A 14049-nucleotide genomic window follows, 5' to 3' on the forward strand; every position below is an offset into this window, starting at 1 on the left:
GCGTGTAGGTCGGGTGCAACCCGACATTTACCCTGCACGGCGCCCGCGGGTTTCACCCGCCCTACGGGCTTGGTACCGAACCAGCCGAAGAGCTTCGCGAGCAGAGCTCGCTCCTACGGTGTCTTCCTGCCCCCCACCTCACTCGACGGAGGAAGAAAGCGACCTCGACCCTATGCAGGGCGTGGCGTTGGTAGGAGCGAGTTCTACTCGCGAAAGGCCCGCAGGGTATTGGTGGGCCCTACGGGCTGAGCTCGAAATTTTCTAACCGAACAAGAGCGGTGGGCTGAAGCCCACCCTACGGTGCTGTCCCCCACCTCGCTCGACGTCTGGGAGGACTAGCCCGCCAGCACCTCGGCGAACAGCTGCCGCAGGTTATCCACATCGTTGGCGGCCAGCTGGCGCAGCTGCAGCGCGAGCTGTGCATAACTCGGCGCGGGCGGCAGGTTGAGGTGTTGCGGCAGCACCTCGTCGCCATCGCTGACCAGCAGCGCGAAGTGCACGCTGTTCTCCAGCTCGCGGGTGTTGCCCGGCCAGGGGTAGCTCTCCAGCGCGGCCTGGGCGGCGGTGCTGATCAAGGGCAGCGGCAGGTCCAGGCGCTGGGCGTAGATGCCGAGGAAGTATTCGGCCAGGGGCAGGATGTCGTCCGGGCGCTCGCGCAGCGGCGGCAGCTCGACGCGGCCTTCATCCAGGTACTGGTACAGGCGCTCGTTGAACTTGCCGGCGGCCACCGCCTTGGCCAGGTCGATGCTGGTGGCGGCCACCAGGCGGGCGTCCACCGGGGTCGGTTGGGCGGCGCCGACGCGGGTCACCTCGCGGCTTTCCAGGGCCGCCAGCAGCTTGGCCTGCAAGGGCAGCGGCAGGTCGCCGATCTCGTCGAGGTAGAGGGTGCCGCCGTTGGCCGAGCCGAACCAGCCGGCACGGCTGCTGGCCGAGCCCGCATGGGCACCCGGGGCGTGGCCGAAGAGTTCGGCCTCGGCGTAGACCTTGCTGATGGCGCTGCAGCTCACCGCCACGAACAGCCCCGGGCGTTCACTGCCCTTGTGGATCTGCCGCGCCAGCAACTCCTTGCCAGTGCCGGTCTCGCCCTGGATCAGCACCGGCACGGCGGCCGGCGCCAGTTGCTCCACCTCCTCGCGCAGGCGCCGCGAGCGGGCATCGACGAACACCAGCGCGCGGGCGCGGATGCTCAGGGGGCTGCGGTCGGCATCGGCGAAGCTCAGCAGGGGCTGGCCGGTATGGTCCTGGGTCATGAACGAAATCTCCCGCCGGACCCTGGCTGCGAAGCAGCGGGCCCTGGCGTCACATTGAAAAATGAACCTGTTCGGGATCGAGCGGGCCAGAGAAGAACAAGGCGAAAACAGCTGAAGGCGCAGACTTCACGAGCTGCAAATGAGCAAGCCCGAAGCCGTTTTCAACGCCGTTGTTCCGACGCACAACCGATCCTGGGCAGGTGCTCAGGCGCGCTTGCGGGTCAGTTGCTCGATGCGACCCTGCAGCCGGTAGAGGTAGGCGAACCCCTGCTCCCAGAGATGGTGACCGGACTTCACGTTGATATGCCCGGCACCGGCGAGGATGGCCGGCTCGGCGCCCCAGTGGCGCGCCAGCTCCAGCGCACGCGGGGTGCTGGCGGCGTGGTCGTTGTCCGAGCCCACCAGCAGCGTGGGGAACGGCAGCGAGGCCCGGGGAATCGGGGCAAAGCCCTGCAGCGGTTCGGGGCAGCCGGGGCGTTCGACGTCGGCCGGCGCTACCAGCAGTGCGCCGCGTACCCGGCGCAGCACATCCGGGTCGGCCTGCCGGGCCCAGTGGGCGACGGTGACGCAGCCCAGGCTGTGGGCGATTAGGATCACCGGCGTGCGCTCGGCATCGATGGCGCGCTCCAGCGCCGCGACCCAGGCGTCCCGCTCGGGGAGGTCCCAATCGGCCTGCTCGACGCGGCTGGCGTTGGGCAGGGTGCGTTGCCAATGGCTCTGCCAATGCTCGTCTGGCGAGCCCTGCCATCCCGGCAGGATCAGGTAACGAATGGCCTGGCTGCGCATGGCGAGCCCTCCGTGCAATGTTTCGACGAGGAGGAGTCTAGGGGCTGCCCATATATCTGTTAAGGAATAAGAATTTATTTACTTATGCATTATTAGCTTATTCACAAAAGGTCCCATCGGGTTCGCGGGCGCGAACTTGTAGGATGTGGGCTTCGCTCCAATCACCCGGACCGGGACGCGGCGCCATGCAGATCGACGACGAACTCACCCTGAAGAAGCTGCAGACCTTCCTCGCCTTCATGCGCACGGGCAACCTCTCCCGCGCGGCGGCCGAGCTGAACACCAGCAACGTCAGCGTGCACCGCGCCATCCACTCCCTGGAGAGCGCCCTGCGCTGCCCGCTGTTCAAGCACGAGGGGCGCAACCTGACGCCGCTGGAAAGTGCCTTCGTGCTGGAGGAACGTGCGCAGAAGCTGGTGCAGGAGGTGCTCGAGACCGTGCGCCTGACCCGCGAGGCGGCGGGCTTCTCGGCCGAGCGCTTCAAGCTCGGCTCGCTCTATTCGCTGACGGTGAAGACGGTGCCGCAGCTGATCATGGGCCTGAAGCTGCGGCGCAGCGAGCTGAACATCGACCTGATCCTCGGCTCCAACGTCGACCTTTTCTACAAGCTGAAGAACATGGAGCTGGACGCCATCCTGGTGTCCCTCGACGAGGGCGTGAGCGACGCCGATTGCGAGCAGCTGCCGCTGTTCTCCGACGATATCTTCCTCGCCGTGCCCACCGACTCGCCCTTCGCCGATCAGCCCGACGTGGACCTGGCGGACCTCGCCGACTCCACCTTCATCACCCTGACCCAGGGCTTCGCCACCCACCGCGACGGCAGCCGGGTGTTCCAGCAGGCGGGCTTCGAGCCGAAGGTGGCGATGCAGGTGAACGACATCTTCACCCTGCTCAGCATGGTCAGTTCCGGGGTGGGTTACGCCCTGCTGCCGGGGCGCATCGCGGCGGTGTACGAGAACCGCGTGAAGCTGATCCCGCTGCAGGCGCGCTACCGCCTGCAGCAGCACATAGGCGTGGTCTTCCTCAAGGCCAAGGAGCGCGACCCGAACCTGCTGGCGCTGCTCGCCGAATGCCGGATGTACAGCCTGGCGCGCGGGGGTTGAAGGCGGCGCCAGAGACGTAGCCCGGGCTTCAGCCCGGGAGCGCCGAGCGCCCCCTTAGAGCATCACCCACTGCAGCACCGCCAGCAGCGGCAACAGCACGGCGCAGGACCAGAGCATGTAGCCGAAGAAGCTCGGCATCTTCACCCCGCGCTGCTCGGCGATGGCCTTGACCATGAAGTTCGGTGCGTTGCCGATGTAGGTCATGGCGCCCATGAACACCGAGCCCATTGAGATGGCCAGCAGCGTCTGCGGCAGCTTTTCCATCATCACCTGGGCGTCGCCGGCGGCGAGGTTGAAGAACACCAGGTAGGTGGGCGCGTTGTCGAGGAAGCTGGAGAGCACCCCGCTCATCCAGAAGTACATGGTGTCCAGCGGCTGGCCATCGGCGCCGGTGACGGCGGCAACCACCGCCGCCAGGTGACCTTCGCTGCCGGCACGGAGGATGGCGATCACCGGGGTGAGGGTGATGAAGATGCCGGCGAACAGCTTGGCCACCTCGACGATCGGCCCCCAATTGAATTCGTTGCCCTTGCGTGCCCAACCCGGCGTCAGCCACAGCGACAGCCCCGCCAGGGCCAGCAGCAGGCCGTCGCGTACCAGGTTCTGCAGTTCCACGCGGGTGCCCAGCAGGTCGAAACCGATGCCCGGCTTCCACACCCCGGAGAGCAGCACCGCGCCGACCACGCCGGCCAGCAGCAGGAAGTTGAACTGCCCGTGCACGTACAGCGGCGCATCGGGGGTGGGGTCGACGGGGGTCAGCTCGTTCTCGCGGCTGAACAGGTAGCGGTCGATCACATAGAAGATCGCCAGCAGCGGCACGGCCAGGGCCAGCACCGGCAGGGCCATGTGCTTGAGGGTCCAGAAGAAGTCCACGCCCTTGAGGAAGCCGAGGAACAGCGGCGGGTCGCCCAGGGGCGTGAGGCCACCCCCGACGTTGGCCACCAGGAAGATGAAGAACACCACCACGTGGGCGTTGTGCCGGCGGTTGTCGTTGGCACGCAGCAGCGGGCGGATCAGCAGCATGGCCGCGCCCGTGGTGCCCATCACCGAGGCCAGCAGCGTGCCCAGGGCCAGCAGCCGGGTATTGAGCCCGGCCGAGCCGTGCAGGTTGCCCTGCACCAGGATGCCGCCGGAGATGGTGAACAGCGCCAGCAGCAGCACGATGAAGGGCAGGTACTCGCCGAACAGCACGTGCACGCCCATGGCCAGCGTCGCATGGGCGCCGAAGTCGAGGACGAAGGGCACCAGGAACAGCGCCGTCCAGGCGGCGGTGATCTTGCCGAAATGGTGGTGCCAGAGGTCACCGGCGAAGATCGGCAGCAGCGCGATGCTCAGCAGGATGCCGGCGAACGGCAGCGCCCAGAGCAGGCTGAGGCTGGCGCCATCGACCTCGGCGGCCTGGGCGACGGCGGGTAGAAGCAGAAAGGGGATGAGCAGGCAGGCACGCAATGAAGGCATCGGAGGCAACCAGGCTGGGCGAGAGGAAAACGGTGCGGCGCCCCAGCGGGCCGCCGCACCCCGAAAGACGGGGGATGCTAAACCAAAGCGCCTCCCCCACCTAGCGCCGCTCAGCCCATCAGCCCGCGCATGGCAAAGAACAGCACCGACGGGCCCATCAAGCAGCCCAGCGCGGTGTAGAACGCAGCGGTCAGGCAACCATAGGGCACCAGCTTCGGATCGGTGGCCGCGAGGCCGCCGGCCACGCCGCTGGAAGTGCCCATCAGGCCGCCGAAGATCACTGCCGTGCGCGGGTTGTTGAGGCCGATCAGCGGCGCCACGAAGGGCGTTGCCACCATCACCAGGATGGCTTTCACCAGGCCAGCGGCGATGGACAGCGCCATCACCTCGGAGCTGGCACCGATGGCCGCGCCGGTGACCGGCCCGACTATGTAGGTGACCGCCCCGGCGCCGATGGTGGTGAGGCTGACCACGTCCGTGTAGCCGAAGGCCAGGGCCACGCCGACACCGGCGACGAAGGAGGAGCCGATGCCGACGAACAGCGAGATCACCCCGGAAACCCCGGCGCGCTTGAGCTCCTCGATGTTCACCCCGAAGGCCGTGGCGACGATGGCGAAATCGCGCAGCATGGCGCCCCCCAGCAGGCCGATGCCCGACAGCAGGGAGATGTCCACCAGGCCCTTCTGCCCGCCGGTGACCACGCCACCCACATAGGACAGCACCAGGCCGAGGAAGATGGCGATGGCCGAGCCGTGCAGGCGCCCACGGGTGAGCTTGTCGGAAAGCCAGTAGGACAGCCACATGGTCACGCCGATCACAGCGAAGCCGCTGATCAGCCCGTAGCCGTTGATCACTTTCAACATGGATTCGTACATGGCGGTCACCGTTGCGCGTGGGTCAGGGGCTCAGCGGGGGCCGCCGAGGGCTTCTTTTGCCCGAGCCTGTCCAGCACCGGAACCATGGCGAAGCCCAGCACCACCGCAGCGACGCCGGCGAGGATCGCCATCGGCCCGCCGGAGAGCGCGCCGAGCACGTTCTGCTGGGCGGCCATGGCGACCACGATGGGGATGTAGACCGCGCTCCAGAACTCCACGCCCTGTTCGGACTTGGCGCTCATCAGGCCGCGTTTGTTGAGGTAGCTGCCGATGAAGATCAGCAGCAGCATGGCGATGCCCACGCCGCCGACGTTGGCGGGGACACCGAGCAGTTTGCCCAGCAGCTCTCCGATGAAGAGGCCTGCCAGGGTGCACAGGGCGAGAAAGGCGACACCGTAGATGATCATTGTTGTTGTCCTCGGTTCTGTCGAAGTTGTTGTTCTTGTGCTTCGAATCGCGCGGGGGTTCAGGGCGTTCGACCTACCTCCCGACGCAGCAGGGCGTCCAGCGTATCGCGGCGGGTGCCCTGGAAAGCGATCACCGTACCTTGGTCGAATACGCGCCGCGCCAGGCCGCTGAGCACGGCGCCGGGGGGCAGTTCGATGTGCAGGCGCACGCCGCGTTCATAGGCGTTGCGCAGGGTGCCGTGCCAGTCGACGACGCGGCACATGTTGAAGGCGAGGTCGTCGCGCAGGCGCTCGGGGTCGTGGATCGGCCGCGCGGTGGTGCCGCTGAGGTAGCCGAGTTGCGGGCGATGCACCTGGACCCCGGCGAAGGCCGCAGCCAGCTCGCGGGCCGGTGCCTCCAGCAACGCGCAGTGGGACGGCACGCTGACCGCCAGGCGCTTCGCCAGGCCGGCACCCAGGCTGCGGGCGCGGGCGGCGACGGCGGCCATGGCGGCGTCGCTGCCGGCGATCACCTGCTGGTTGTCGGCGTTGATATTGGCCAGGAACACCGTGCCTTCGGCCTCCGCGATCAGGCGTTCCAGGGTGCCCAGGTCGAGCCCGCCGATGGCGGTCATGCCGAAGCCCTGTGGATAAGCCTGTTGCATCAGCTCGCCGCGCAGGGCCACCAGGCGCAGCGCATCGGCGAATTCCAGGGCACCGGCGACCACCGCCGCCCCGTAGGCGCCGATGGACAGGCCGGCCACGTAATCCGGCGCCGGGCTCTCCCTCAGCAGCAGGCGGGCGCAGGCAACGCCGGTGATCAGCAGGCACAGCTGCACGGCGCGGGTGCCTTGTAGCGCCTCGGCCGAGTCCAGCGCCAGCACGTCTTCGCCCAGCGCCACGCTGGCCTCGTCCAGGCAGGCGCGTGCTTCGGGGGGCAACTGGTGGAGCATGCCCACCTGCTGCGCACCCTGGCCGGGGAAGGCGAAGAGGCTGCTCACGCCACGCACTCCAGGGCCTGCCAGGGGTTATCCACAAGGCGCGCGCCCTCTGCGCACTTGAGCAGTACGCGGCGTGAATCGCCGGCCCATTCGCGGAGGGCGACGGCGCCGAACGGGGTTTCCAGTTGCAGGTCGATGCGGCAGCGGGCGCGTTCGAGGAGCGCCAGCAGCTCACGGGCACGCTGGCGCACGAAGGGTTCGGGGGTGCGCAGCACCAGGTCGAGATCGCTTTCGGCATGCAGCACTGGCACGCCGGTGGCCAGCTCGAAACCGACGCCGCCGGTGGGGCCCCAGGCGAGGCCGGTGGCTTCCAGCTGCGGCATGAGGTCCACCAGTGCGCGCAGCGCCGGCCAGTGCCCGGACGTGCGCGGGCGCAGTTGCTCCGGGCTGACGCAACGCTGGATGGCGGCAAGGGGCATCAGCGTGGCGAAGCGCTGTTCGCGGCTGGCGCCACGCAGGCCCACGGCGACCCGACCCGGCTCGCACAGCGCGCGGCGCACCACCACCGGCTGGCCGGCGGCGAGTACCTGCCGCGCCCAGGCCGGGGCCTCGGCGGGCAGCTGCTCGGGGGCAAGGCCCCAGAGCAGATCGTGTGGGCGTGGAAGGGTCATCAGCGACTCCCGATCACAGGTAGTTGGGCGCCACGCGCAGCGCGGCCCAGCGGTTCACGGCTCAGCCTTGCCACTGCGCCCGCAGCATCGCCCGCACCTTCGCCGAGGCCGCGCGGTTCTCGGCGCCGAGGCGCCCGCGCAGGTCGGTGGTGGTGCCGATGTCCGCCACCGCCCGCACCAGGCAATCGCTCACCCGGGCGACATCGGCGGCAGCGGGCTGCTCGACGTTATCCACAGCCAGGCGCTCCCAGAGCAGGCCGAGGGAGGCGTAGTTGTCGAGGTCGTAGGCCATGGGCGGGATGGTGGCGGCGAGGGCTTCGAGGTCGTCGACGCTGCGCAGGGTGATGCGTGCGGCGGCGGCCTTGCCCATGGCGTGGACCATCACCCCGGCGTCATCCAGGGCGATCAGGCGCTGGGCCTGGTAGCCATGGGCGAGGAAGGCGCCGGACATGGCCTTGCCCACCAGCAGGCCGATCACCGGGTGCCCGGCGAGGCGGGCGCGGGCATAGGCGTCCACCGCACCGGCCAGGGCCTGGTGGATGCCCAGGGCCTCCTCGCGGCGGCCGTAGGCCTGGCTGGGTACGTCCACCACCGCCACCAGCACGCGCTTGGTGCCGCGCCCAGCGTCGGCCTCGATGGCGTCATCCACCGCCTTGGCCAGGCCCCAGCCTTCCAGCAGGCCCACCTCGCCGTTGCGGGCGCGGGGGAAGGGGTTGGCGGCATCCGCCACCACGGCGATGAAGCGCGCGGCGCGGCTGCCCACCTCGCCGTCGATGACCTTCACCGAAGCCGGATAGCCGGCTTGTTCGCTGTCGCCTGCCAGGGCGTGCAGCCACTGCATTCCACGGCTCATTGCGGTTCTCCCGTGTAGAGGGCGCGCACGGCGGCGGCGTCCAGTTGTGCGCAGTCATCGCCCAGGCGCGCCAGGCGTTCGAGGAACCAGGCATGCCGGCGGCTGCGGGGCAGCGCCTGCTCGTCCCTGGCCAGCAGGCCGCCGAGGGCCTCGCGGATGGCGTCGATATCGTCGGCGACATAGCCATCCACCAGTTGGCTGGCCATGCGTTGCTCGCCGCCGGTGAGGCTCCAGATGAAGGGCCGGTCGCGGGAGTCGTATTCCTCGATGCCGGCTTCCTGCTCGATCACCTGCGGGCCGTTGAGGCCCAGGCGCGCTTCGCGGGTGACCAGCAGGTGGCTGCACAGCCCGGCGGCGATGGACATGCCGCCGAAGCAGCCCACCGGCCCTGCCACCAGGCCGACCACCGGCTGGTACTGGCGCAGCTCGACGATGGCGGCCTGGATCTCGGCGATGGCCGCCAGGCCCAGGTTGGCCTCCTGCAGGCGCACGCCACCGGTTTCCAGCAACAGCACGGCGCAGGTGGGAATGCCCTTGCGGTTTTCCTCGGCGGCCAGCTCCAGCAGGCCGGCGATCTTGGCGCCGCCCACCTCGCCCATGCTCCCGCCCTGGAAGGCGCCCTCGATGGCGGCGATCACCGCCGGCAGGCCATTGATGCTGCCCTTGGCCACCACCACGCCGTCGTCGGCCTGGGGGACGATGCCCTGGCGCGGCAGCCAGGGGGAGACGAGCCGCTCGAAGGGCCCCACCAGCTCGCGGAACGAGCCCGGGTCGAGCAATTCCCGGGCGCGCTGGCGGGCGCCCAGTTCGACGAAGCTGCGGGTGGCCAGCAGGCGTGCGTTGTCAGTCATGGGTCACCTCCTCCAGGGCCTGCTCCAGGCGCAGGCGCACCACGCCGGGGGTGGCGCCGAAATCGTGGATGTCGATGCACAGGGCCGGCAGCGACTGGCCGGCGAACATGCGCTCGAACAGGTGCCGCCAGCGGGTTTCGCTGCCGTTCACCGAGGTCACCACCTGGATCGACAGGGCGCCGGCGCGGCCTGGCTCCAGCAGCACTTCCAGGTCGCCGGAACCGACGCAGCCCACCAGCGCGCGGCCCCGGGCGGGTTGCCCGGCGGGGAATTCGAAAGACAGGGTTTCCATGGTCAGCTCCCGACTCGGTCGATGAACAAACAGGCGGCGAGCAGATCGGCTGCGCCGCCCGGCGAGGCATTGAGCCCCAGCAAACGGGTTTCCAGTTCGCGCAGCCGGCGACGCCCGTCGAGGCTGGCGCAGCCCCCGGCGTCGAGCACCGCGCGGGCGCCCCGCTGCATGGCCTCGAGCCCTTCCGGGCCGGCGCGCCAGAGCACGCAGGTGTCGGCCAGCTCGGCCATGATCGCCAGCAGCGCATCGAGCCGGGCGTTCTGCTCGCCACTGCCCTGGGCACGGCTGCGCTGCAGCTGCGGCAGGCCGTGCAGGCGCACGGCGGGGAAGCCCAGCTGGGCCTCCTCCCGCGCGCCGCGGGCGCCGTAGCGCTGGGCGACACGACTGCCGTGGCTGTCCTGCTGCGGCGCGGCGCGGTCATCGATCAGGGCGATGCGCGCGGCGCGGGTGGTGATGGCGGCGGCGGCGGCCTGGCCCGGTTCCAGCGCGGCGGCGGCCACCAGCAGGCCGAGGGCCCAGATGGCGCCGCGATGGGTGTTGACCCCGCCGGTGACGGCGAGCATGGCGGCCTCGCCTTCACGGCCGATGCGGCCCAGGGCCTCGCGCAGCGGCTGGCCGACTTCGCCGAACTCCACCGCCGCCTCGGCCATGGCCTTGAAGGCCGGCCACAGCGACAGCGCCGAGGCGTGCATCAGGCCCAGGTGCAGGTCGCTGTGGGCACCGCTGCCGCGACGGTCCACCAGCGCGGGCTTGGGCGAGAGGTCGGCTTCGTCGATCAGGGCGTCGACGGCCTGGTCCGCCAGCCACTCGGCCAGAGGCAGCCCGGTGCTTTTCGCGATCACTGCGCTCATCACCAGCTCCTGAACTTGGCCGGGGGGTTGTAGAGGCCGCCGGACCAGTCCACCAGCTCGGCGATGCTCTTGGCGGCGAGCAGTTCGCGGGTCGCGTCGGTGCGGCGGATACCAAGGTCCTCGGGCAGGGCGATCAGCCCTTCGCGGCGCATGCGCTCGGTGTCCTTGGGGTCGTGGCGCAGGCCGATGGCGGTGACCCCGGCGACGGCGGCGATCATGGCGCGGCGCTCTTCCACCGTGCGCGCCTTGTACAGGTAGGCGATGCCTTCCTCGGTGAGCAGGTGGGTGACGTCGTCGCCGTAGATCATGATCGGCGCCAGGGGCATGCCGCTCTTCTTCGCCACATCGACCGCGTCCAGGGTCTCGACGAAGGTGGGTTTGCCGCCCTCCTGGAAGGTCTCGACCATCTGCACCACCAGCTTCTTGCCCCGCGCCAGCAGGGCCTCGGGTTCGGGGCGCATGTCCAGCCAGGCCGGGGTGGAATGACGGCGTCCGCGCGGGTCGTGGCCCATGTTCGGCGCGCCACCGAAGCCCGCCAGGCGGCCCCGGGTGACGGTGGAGGAATGGCCGTCGCCATCCACCTGCAGGGTAGCGCCGATGAACAGGTCCACCGCGTACTGCCCGGCCAGCTGGCACATCATGCGGTTGGAGCGCATGGAGCCGTCGCGGCCGGTGAAGAACACGTCCGGGCGCTGGGCGATGTAGCCCTCCATGCCCAGCTCGGTGCCGAAGCAGTGCACGCTTTCCACCCAGCCGGTCTCGATGGCGGGGATCAGCGTCGGGTGCGGGTTGAGCGTCCAGTTGCGGCAGATCTTGCCTTTCAGGCCCAGGGATTCGCCGTAGGTGGGCAGGATCAGCTCGATGGCGGCGGTGTTGAAGCCGATACCGTGGTTGAGCGACTGGACCTTGTGCTTCTCGTAGATGCCGCGGATCGCCATCATCGCCATCAGCACGTGCACCGGCTTGATGTGGCGCGGGTCGCGGGTGAACAGCGGCTCGATGTAGAAGGGCTTGTCGGCTACGACCACGAAATCGACCCAGGAGGCGGGGATGTCCACGCGCGGCAGGTCGCCGACGTCGTCCACCAGCTCGTTGACCTGGACGATGACGATGCCGTCGGAGAAGGCCGTGGGCTCTACCAGGGCCGGGGTGTCCTCGGTGCTGGGGCCGGTGTAGATGTTGCCGTGGCGGTCGGCCATGAAGCCGGCCACCAGCGCGACGTTGGGGATCAGGTCCACCAGCAGGCGCGAGTACAGCTCGATGTAGGTGTGGATGGCGCCGACTTCCAGCAGGCCGTCTTCCAGCAGCTGGCTGATGCGCAGGCTCTGCGGGCCGGCGAAGGAGAAGTCGAGCTTGCGGGCGATGCCGCGCTCGAACAGGTCCAGGTGCTCGGCGCGGCTGACGCTGGGCATGATCATGTGCAGGTCGTGCAGGCGCCCGGGGTCGGCCTTGGCCAGGGAGCGGGAGAGGAAGTCCGCCTGCTTCTGGTTGTTGCCTTCGAGCACCACCCGGTCGCCGGGGGCGATCAGCGCCTCCAGGGCGGCGACGATGCGCTCGCTGGGCAGCACCACGCCGTCGGCGAGGGCTCGCACCTGGTCGAGGCGACGCTGCTTTTCCGCACGCCGACGCGACCATTGCGGCGGTGGGGAGATTGTCGTTGTCATTGGATGCTCCACGGGTTCCGCTGTCGTGGAGCGAACCTTAGGAGCGCGACCGGTGGGTCATCAATCAAGCCCGGGGACGGATCGTTACGGCGAGGTTAACGATCCGCTGCGGCACGATGCCGGGGTGGACCACGCTTCACCGGTCCACCACGCGGGGTCGACCGGGGCTCCGCTGGTGGACGTAAAGAGCGACGTCCACCCTACGCAGGCCTTCAACTGCTTGTGCAGAGGGTGCGGGATCGCGGTGTTGGGCCTCGCTGCGCTCGGCGCCGACCTGCGGTCATGCACCGTGCTCGGCGGTCAGAAGGCCTTGGCCAGGTCGATCACCAGGGCGCGGTAGCCGACGCTGCCGGGTTGGCGGCTGTGGACCTTGAGCTCCACTTGCACCTCCTGGCTGCCGTACTTCACTTCGTTGAGCACGCTGGTGGTGAGCTTCTCGGGCGTGAGGTAGCCCACCGAGGCGGAGTAGATGAACTGGGTGTCGCGGTCGGCGCGGTATTCCACCACCGAGGTGATGGGGCTGTACCACTCGTCCCCGCGTTCCTTGCCGTATTCCCAGACCTGCTCGACGGTGCCCCTGGCCTCATCGATGCGGTACTCCACCGCGCGGCTGTAGTTGCCGCTGAGCTGGGTGGGGGCGAAGTCGCGGCCCCAGCCGTTGTCGAATACGGTCAGCGTGCCGCGCCCGGTGAGCCAGGCGGTGTGCTGGGTCCAGGACCAGTCGAAGCCTTCGGCGTAGGTGCCATCCTGTTGCGCCAGCGCCTGGCCCTGGGCGTTCACCGGGGTCAGCACCTTGTCACGCAGGCGCTCGGGCCAGCCCTGGGGCGCGGCGAGAATCCACTTCACCTGCTTGTCGCGGCCGATCTTCACCACGCCCTGGTGGCGGGCCGAGATGATGATGCTGTCGTCGCTGGCGTCGTAGTCGATGGCATTGACGTGGGCCCAGTTGCGCCCGGTGCCGACGCCGGGCGTATCACCGAAGGGAAGCTCGCCTTCGAGCAGTTCGTTGGCGGCGGTGCTGTCCTGCTTCTCCACCCCGGCGGGCAGCTGGAGGGCGGCCTTGCCGAGGGTTTCCAGCAGCTCGCCGCGATAGGGGTCGAGGATCTGGTTGAGGTCCCAGAACTCCAGCACGTCTCCGGCCTCGCTGACCTCGATGATGTGATCGCGGATGGAGCGCACGCGCTTGCCGTCGGGGCGGCGGTAGTCGCTGGTGCCGACCCGCAGCAGGTAGGTGCCGTGGGGCGTCTCGCGGATCTCGTGGGAGAAGTCGGCGAACTTGTCCGGCAGGTTGCGTTGCCAGACGCGCCGGCCGAGCAGGTCGTACTTGGAATAGGTCTGGCCCTGGCCCCAGATCAGCTTGCCGTCGCGGGTCTGCTGGAAGCCCATGGTGCCGCCCAGGCCGTCGCGGCGGTTGGAGTCGTGGATCTGCTCGATGTCGAGGTACCAGCGCACGTCGCCGTTGCTGTCGGCGATCCAGTTGTTGCCCACCTGGTCCCACTCGGCGGCACCGCCCAGGGCGTTCCACTTGAAGGCGCGGCCGCCGGGGATCTCGCCCAGCAGGTGGTTGAACAGGTACAGGCGCTGCTCGAAGCCGGGGGCCACCTTTACCGGCTCCACTTCCGGCAGCGCGGCGGTCTGGCTGGCCACCACCGGCAGGCGCACCGCTGGGGCGTAGATGGCGAAGCGCTCCTGGATGCGCTCGCCGTCGAGCCGGTAGCTCACTTCCACCTGGTTGACGTGGTCGGGGTAGAGGCCGAACACGGGGATGCCGCCGTGGGTCCAGAGGGCGCTGTCGGACACCTCGTAGGCGAGGGTCACGCCGCGCTCGCCACGGCCCAGCACGCGCACATGGGCGTCGCTGATGGCGCGGCCGCCGTCGCGGATCACGGCGGTGAGCGGCGCCAGGCGATAGGGGTTGACCACCACGTCGCCGAGCAGGCGGTTGTCGGGGCCCGGTACGCGGGCGGTGATGCAGGCACCTTCGGGAAGGCTGGGGGTTTCGGTCTTGGCGTTCATGGCCTGTGTCCTTCTAGAAGCCCCGAGGAGCGAGTCGCGAATGAATTCGCTC

At 69.2% G+C, this 14049-nt stretch carries 15 protein-coding genes; 1 reads left to right on the forward strand and 14 read right to left on the reverse strand.

What is annotated here, in order from left to right; all coding sequences use genetic code 11:
• Positions 1-335: 335 nt before the first annotated feature.
• From OEJ36_RS16465 to OEJ36_RS16475, 3 genes are read right to left on the reverse strand one after another with little or no spacing between them, the layout of a single operon-like run.
• Positions 336-1250, reverse strand: coding sequence for a sigma-54-dependent transcriptional regulator (locus tag OEJ36_RS16465; RefSeq protein ID WP_263402420.1), 915 nt, complete (start codon positions 1248-1250; stop codon positions 336-338).
• 49 nt (positions 1251-1299) lie between these two features.
• On the reverse strand, positions 1300-1434 hold the full coding sequence (locus OEJ36_RS16470) for a hypothetical protein (RefSeq protein WP_263402421.1): 135 nt from the start codon (positions 1432-1434) through the stop codon (positions 1300-1302).
• A 20-nt stretch (positions 1435-1454) separates the two neighbouring features.
• Positions 1455-2036: an RBBP9/YdeN family alpha/beta hydrolase gene (locus OEJ36_RS16475; RefSeq protein ID WP_263402422.1), complete on the reverse strand. Its 582-nt coding sequence runs from the start codon at positions 2034-2036 to the stop codon at positions 1455-1457.
• A gap of 185 nt (positions 2037-2221) precedes the next feature.
• On the opposite strand from OEJ36_RS16475, the gene OEJ36_RS16480 reads away from it, so the two are divergent.
• Positions 2222-3139 (forward strand): LysR substrate-binding domain-containing protein, encoded by a 918-nt coding sequence (locus OEJ36_RS16480; RefSeq protein ID WP_263402423.1) that lies wholly within the window; start codon positions 2222-2224, stop codon positions 3137-3139.
• Positions 3140-3193: 54 nt separating this feature from the next.
• Here OEJ36_RS16480 and OEJ36_RS16485 read toward each other — a convergent pair whose 3' ends face one another.
• The 11 genes from OEJ36_RS16485 to OEJ36_RS16535 form a co-directional block, all read right to left on the reverse strand.
• Positions 3194-4597, reverse strand: coding sequence for a sodium:proton antiporter (locus OEJ36_RS16485; RefSeq protein ID WP_263402424.1), 1404 nt, complete (start codon positions 4595-4597; stop codon positions 3194-3196).
• A 110-nt stretch (positions 4598-4707) separates the two neighbouring features.
• Positions 4708-5472, reverse strand: coding sequence for a malonate transporter subunit MadM (madM, locus tag OEJ36_RS16490; RefSeq protein ID WP_263402425.1), 765 nt, complete (start codon positions 5470-5472; stop codon positions 4708-4710).
• A 5-nt stretch (positions 5473-5477) separates the two neighbouring features.
• Positions 5478-5879 (reverse strand): malonate transporter subunit MadL, encoded by a 402-nt coding sequence (gene madL, locus OEJ36_RS16495; protein WP_263402426.1) that lies wholly within the window; start codon positions 5877-5879, stop codon positions 5478-5480.
• A 59-nt stretch (positions 5880-5938) separates the two neighbouring features.
• The gene (gene mdcH / locus OEJ36_RS16500; RefSeq protein ID WP_263402427.1) at positions 5939-6859 is read right to left on the reverse strand and encodes a malonate decarboxylase subunit epsilon; all 921 of its coding nucleotides are present in this window, start codon (positions 6857-6859) and stop codon (positions 5939-5941) included.
• Positions 6856-7470: a malonate decarboxylase holo-ACP synthase gene (locus OEJ36_RS16505; RefSeq protein WP_263402428.1), complete on the reverse strand. Its 615-nt coding sequence runs from the start codon at positions 7468-7470 to the stop codon at positions 6856-6858. The genes mdcH and OEJ36_RS16505 overlap by 4 nt, the downstream gene beginning before the upstream one ends.
• Positions 7471-7531: 61 nt before the next feature.
• The gene (gene mdcE, locus OEJ36_RS16510) at positions 7532-8323 is read right to left on the reverse strand and encodes a biotin-independent malonate decarboxylase subunit gamma (protein WP_263402429.1); all 792 of its coding nucleotides are present in this window, start codon (positions 8321-8323) and stop codon (positions 7532-7534) included.
• Complete coding sequence (locus OEJ36_RS16515) at positions 8320-9174, reverse strand: biotin-independent malonate decarboxylase subunit beta (protein ID WP_263402430.1); 855 nt, start codon at positions 9172-9174, stop codon at positions 8320-8322. Before OEJ36_RS16515 ends, mdcE begins: the two co-directional genes overlap by 4 nt.
• Positions 9167-9466, reverse strand: coding sequence for a malonate decarboxylase subunit delta (locus OEJ36_RS16520; protein WP_263402431.1), 300 nt, complete (start codon positions 9464-9466; stop codon positions 9167-9169). The genes OEJ36_RS16515 and OEJ36_RS16520 overlap by 8 nt, the downstream gene beginning before the upstream one ends.
• A gap of 2 nt (positions 9467-9468) precedes the next feature.
• The gene (locus OEJ36_RS16525) at positions 9469-10317 is read right to left on the reverse strand and encodes a triphosphoribosyl-dephospho-CoA synthase (protein WP_263402432.1); all 849 of its coding nucleotides are present in this window, start codon (positions 10315-10317) and stop codon (positions 9469-9471) included.
• Positions 10317-11981, reverse strand: coding sequence for a malonate decarboxylase subunit alpha (gene mdcA / locus OEJ36_RS16530; RefSeq protein WP_263402433.1), 1665 nt, complete (start codon positions 11979-11981; stop codon positions 10317-10319). Before mdcA ends, OEJ36_RS16525 begins: the two co-directional genes overlap by 1 nt.
• Positions 11982-12281: 300 nt before the next feature.
• Positions 12282-13997: an aryl-sulfate sulfotransferase gene (locus tag OEJ36_RS16535; protein ID WP_263402434.1), complete on the reverse strand. Its 1716-nt coding sequence runs from the start codon at positions 13995-13997 to the stop codon at positions 12282-12284.
• Positions 13998-14049: the final 52 nt, after the last annotated feature.

Origin of the sequence: Pseudomonas sp. PDM13 (assembly GCF_025685765.1) — a bacterium.
GTDB classification, from domain to species: Bacteria; Pseudomonadota; Gammaproteobacteria; order Pseudomonadales; family Pseudomonadaceae; genus Metapseudomonas; species Metapseudomonas solani.

Excerpts from the sequence above, each read along its gene's own strand:
- OEJ36_RS16515 (WP_263402430.1), bottom strand. The coding sequence starts at position 9,174 with ATGACTGACAACGCACGCCTGCTGGCCACCCGCAGCTTCGTCGAACTG.
- OEJ36_RS16520 (WP_263402431.1), bottom strand. The coding sequence starts at position 9,466 with ATGGAAACCCTGTCTTTCGAATTCCCCGCCGGGCAACCCGCCCGGGGC.
- madM (WP_263402425.1), bottom strand. The coding sequence starts at position 5,472 with ATGTACGAATCCATGTTGAAAGTGATCAACGGCTACGGGCTGATCAGC.
- OEJ36_RS16480 (WP_263402423.1), top strand. The coding sequence starts at position 2,222 with ATGCAGATCGACGACGAACTCACCCTGAAGAAGCTGCAGACCTTCCTC.
- OEJ36_RS16475 (WP_263402422.1), bottom strand. The coding sequence starts at position 2,036 with ATGCGCAGCCAGGCCATTCGTTACCTGATCCTGCCGGGATGGCAGGGC.
- mdcE (WP_263402429.1), bottom strand. The coding sequence starts at position 8,323 with ATGAGCCGTGGAATGCAGTGGCTGCACGCCCTGGCAGGCGACAGCGAA.
- madL (WP_263402426.1), bottom strand. The coding sequence starts at position 5,879 with ATGATCATCTACGGTGTCGCCTTTCTCGCCCTGTGCACCCTGGCAGGC.
- mdcA (WP_263402433.1), bottom strand. The coding sequence starts at position 11,981 with ATGACAACGACAATCTCCCCACCGCCGCAATGGTCGCGTCGGCGTGCG.
- OEJ36_RS16525 (WP_263402432.1), bottom strand. The coding sequence starts at position 10,317 with ATGAGCGCAGTGATCGCGAAAAGCACCGGGCTGCCTCTGGCCGAGTGG.
- OEJ36_RS16505 (WP_263402428.1), bottom strand. The coding sequence starts at position 7,470 with ATGACCCTTCCACGCCCACACGATCTGCTCTGGGGCCTTGCCCCCGAG.
- OEJ36_RS16535 (WP_263402434.1), bottom strand. The coding sequence starts at position 13,997 with ATGAACGCCAAGACCGAAACCCCCAGCCTTCCCGAAGGTGCCTGCATC.
- OEJ36_RS16485 (WP_263402424.1), bottom strand. The coding sequence starts at position 4,597 with ATGCCTTCATTGCGTGCCTGCCTGCTCATCCCCTTTCTGCTTCTACCC.
- OEJ36_RS16465 (WP_263402420.1), bottom strand. The coding sequence starts at position 1,250 with ATGACCCAGGACCATACCGGCCAGCCCCTGCTGAGCTTCGCCGATGCC.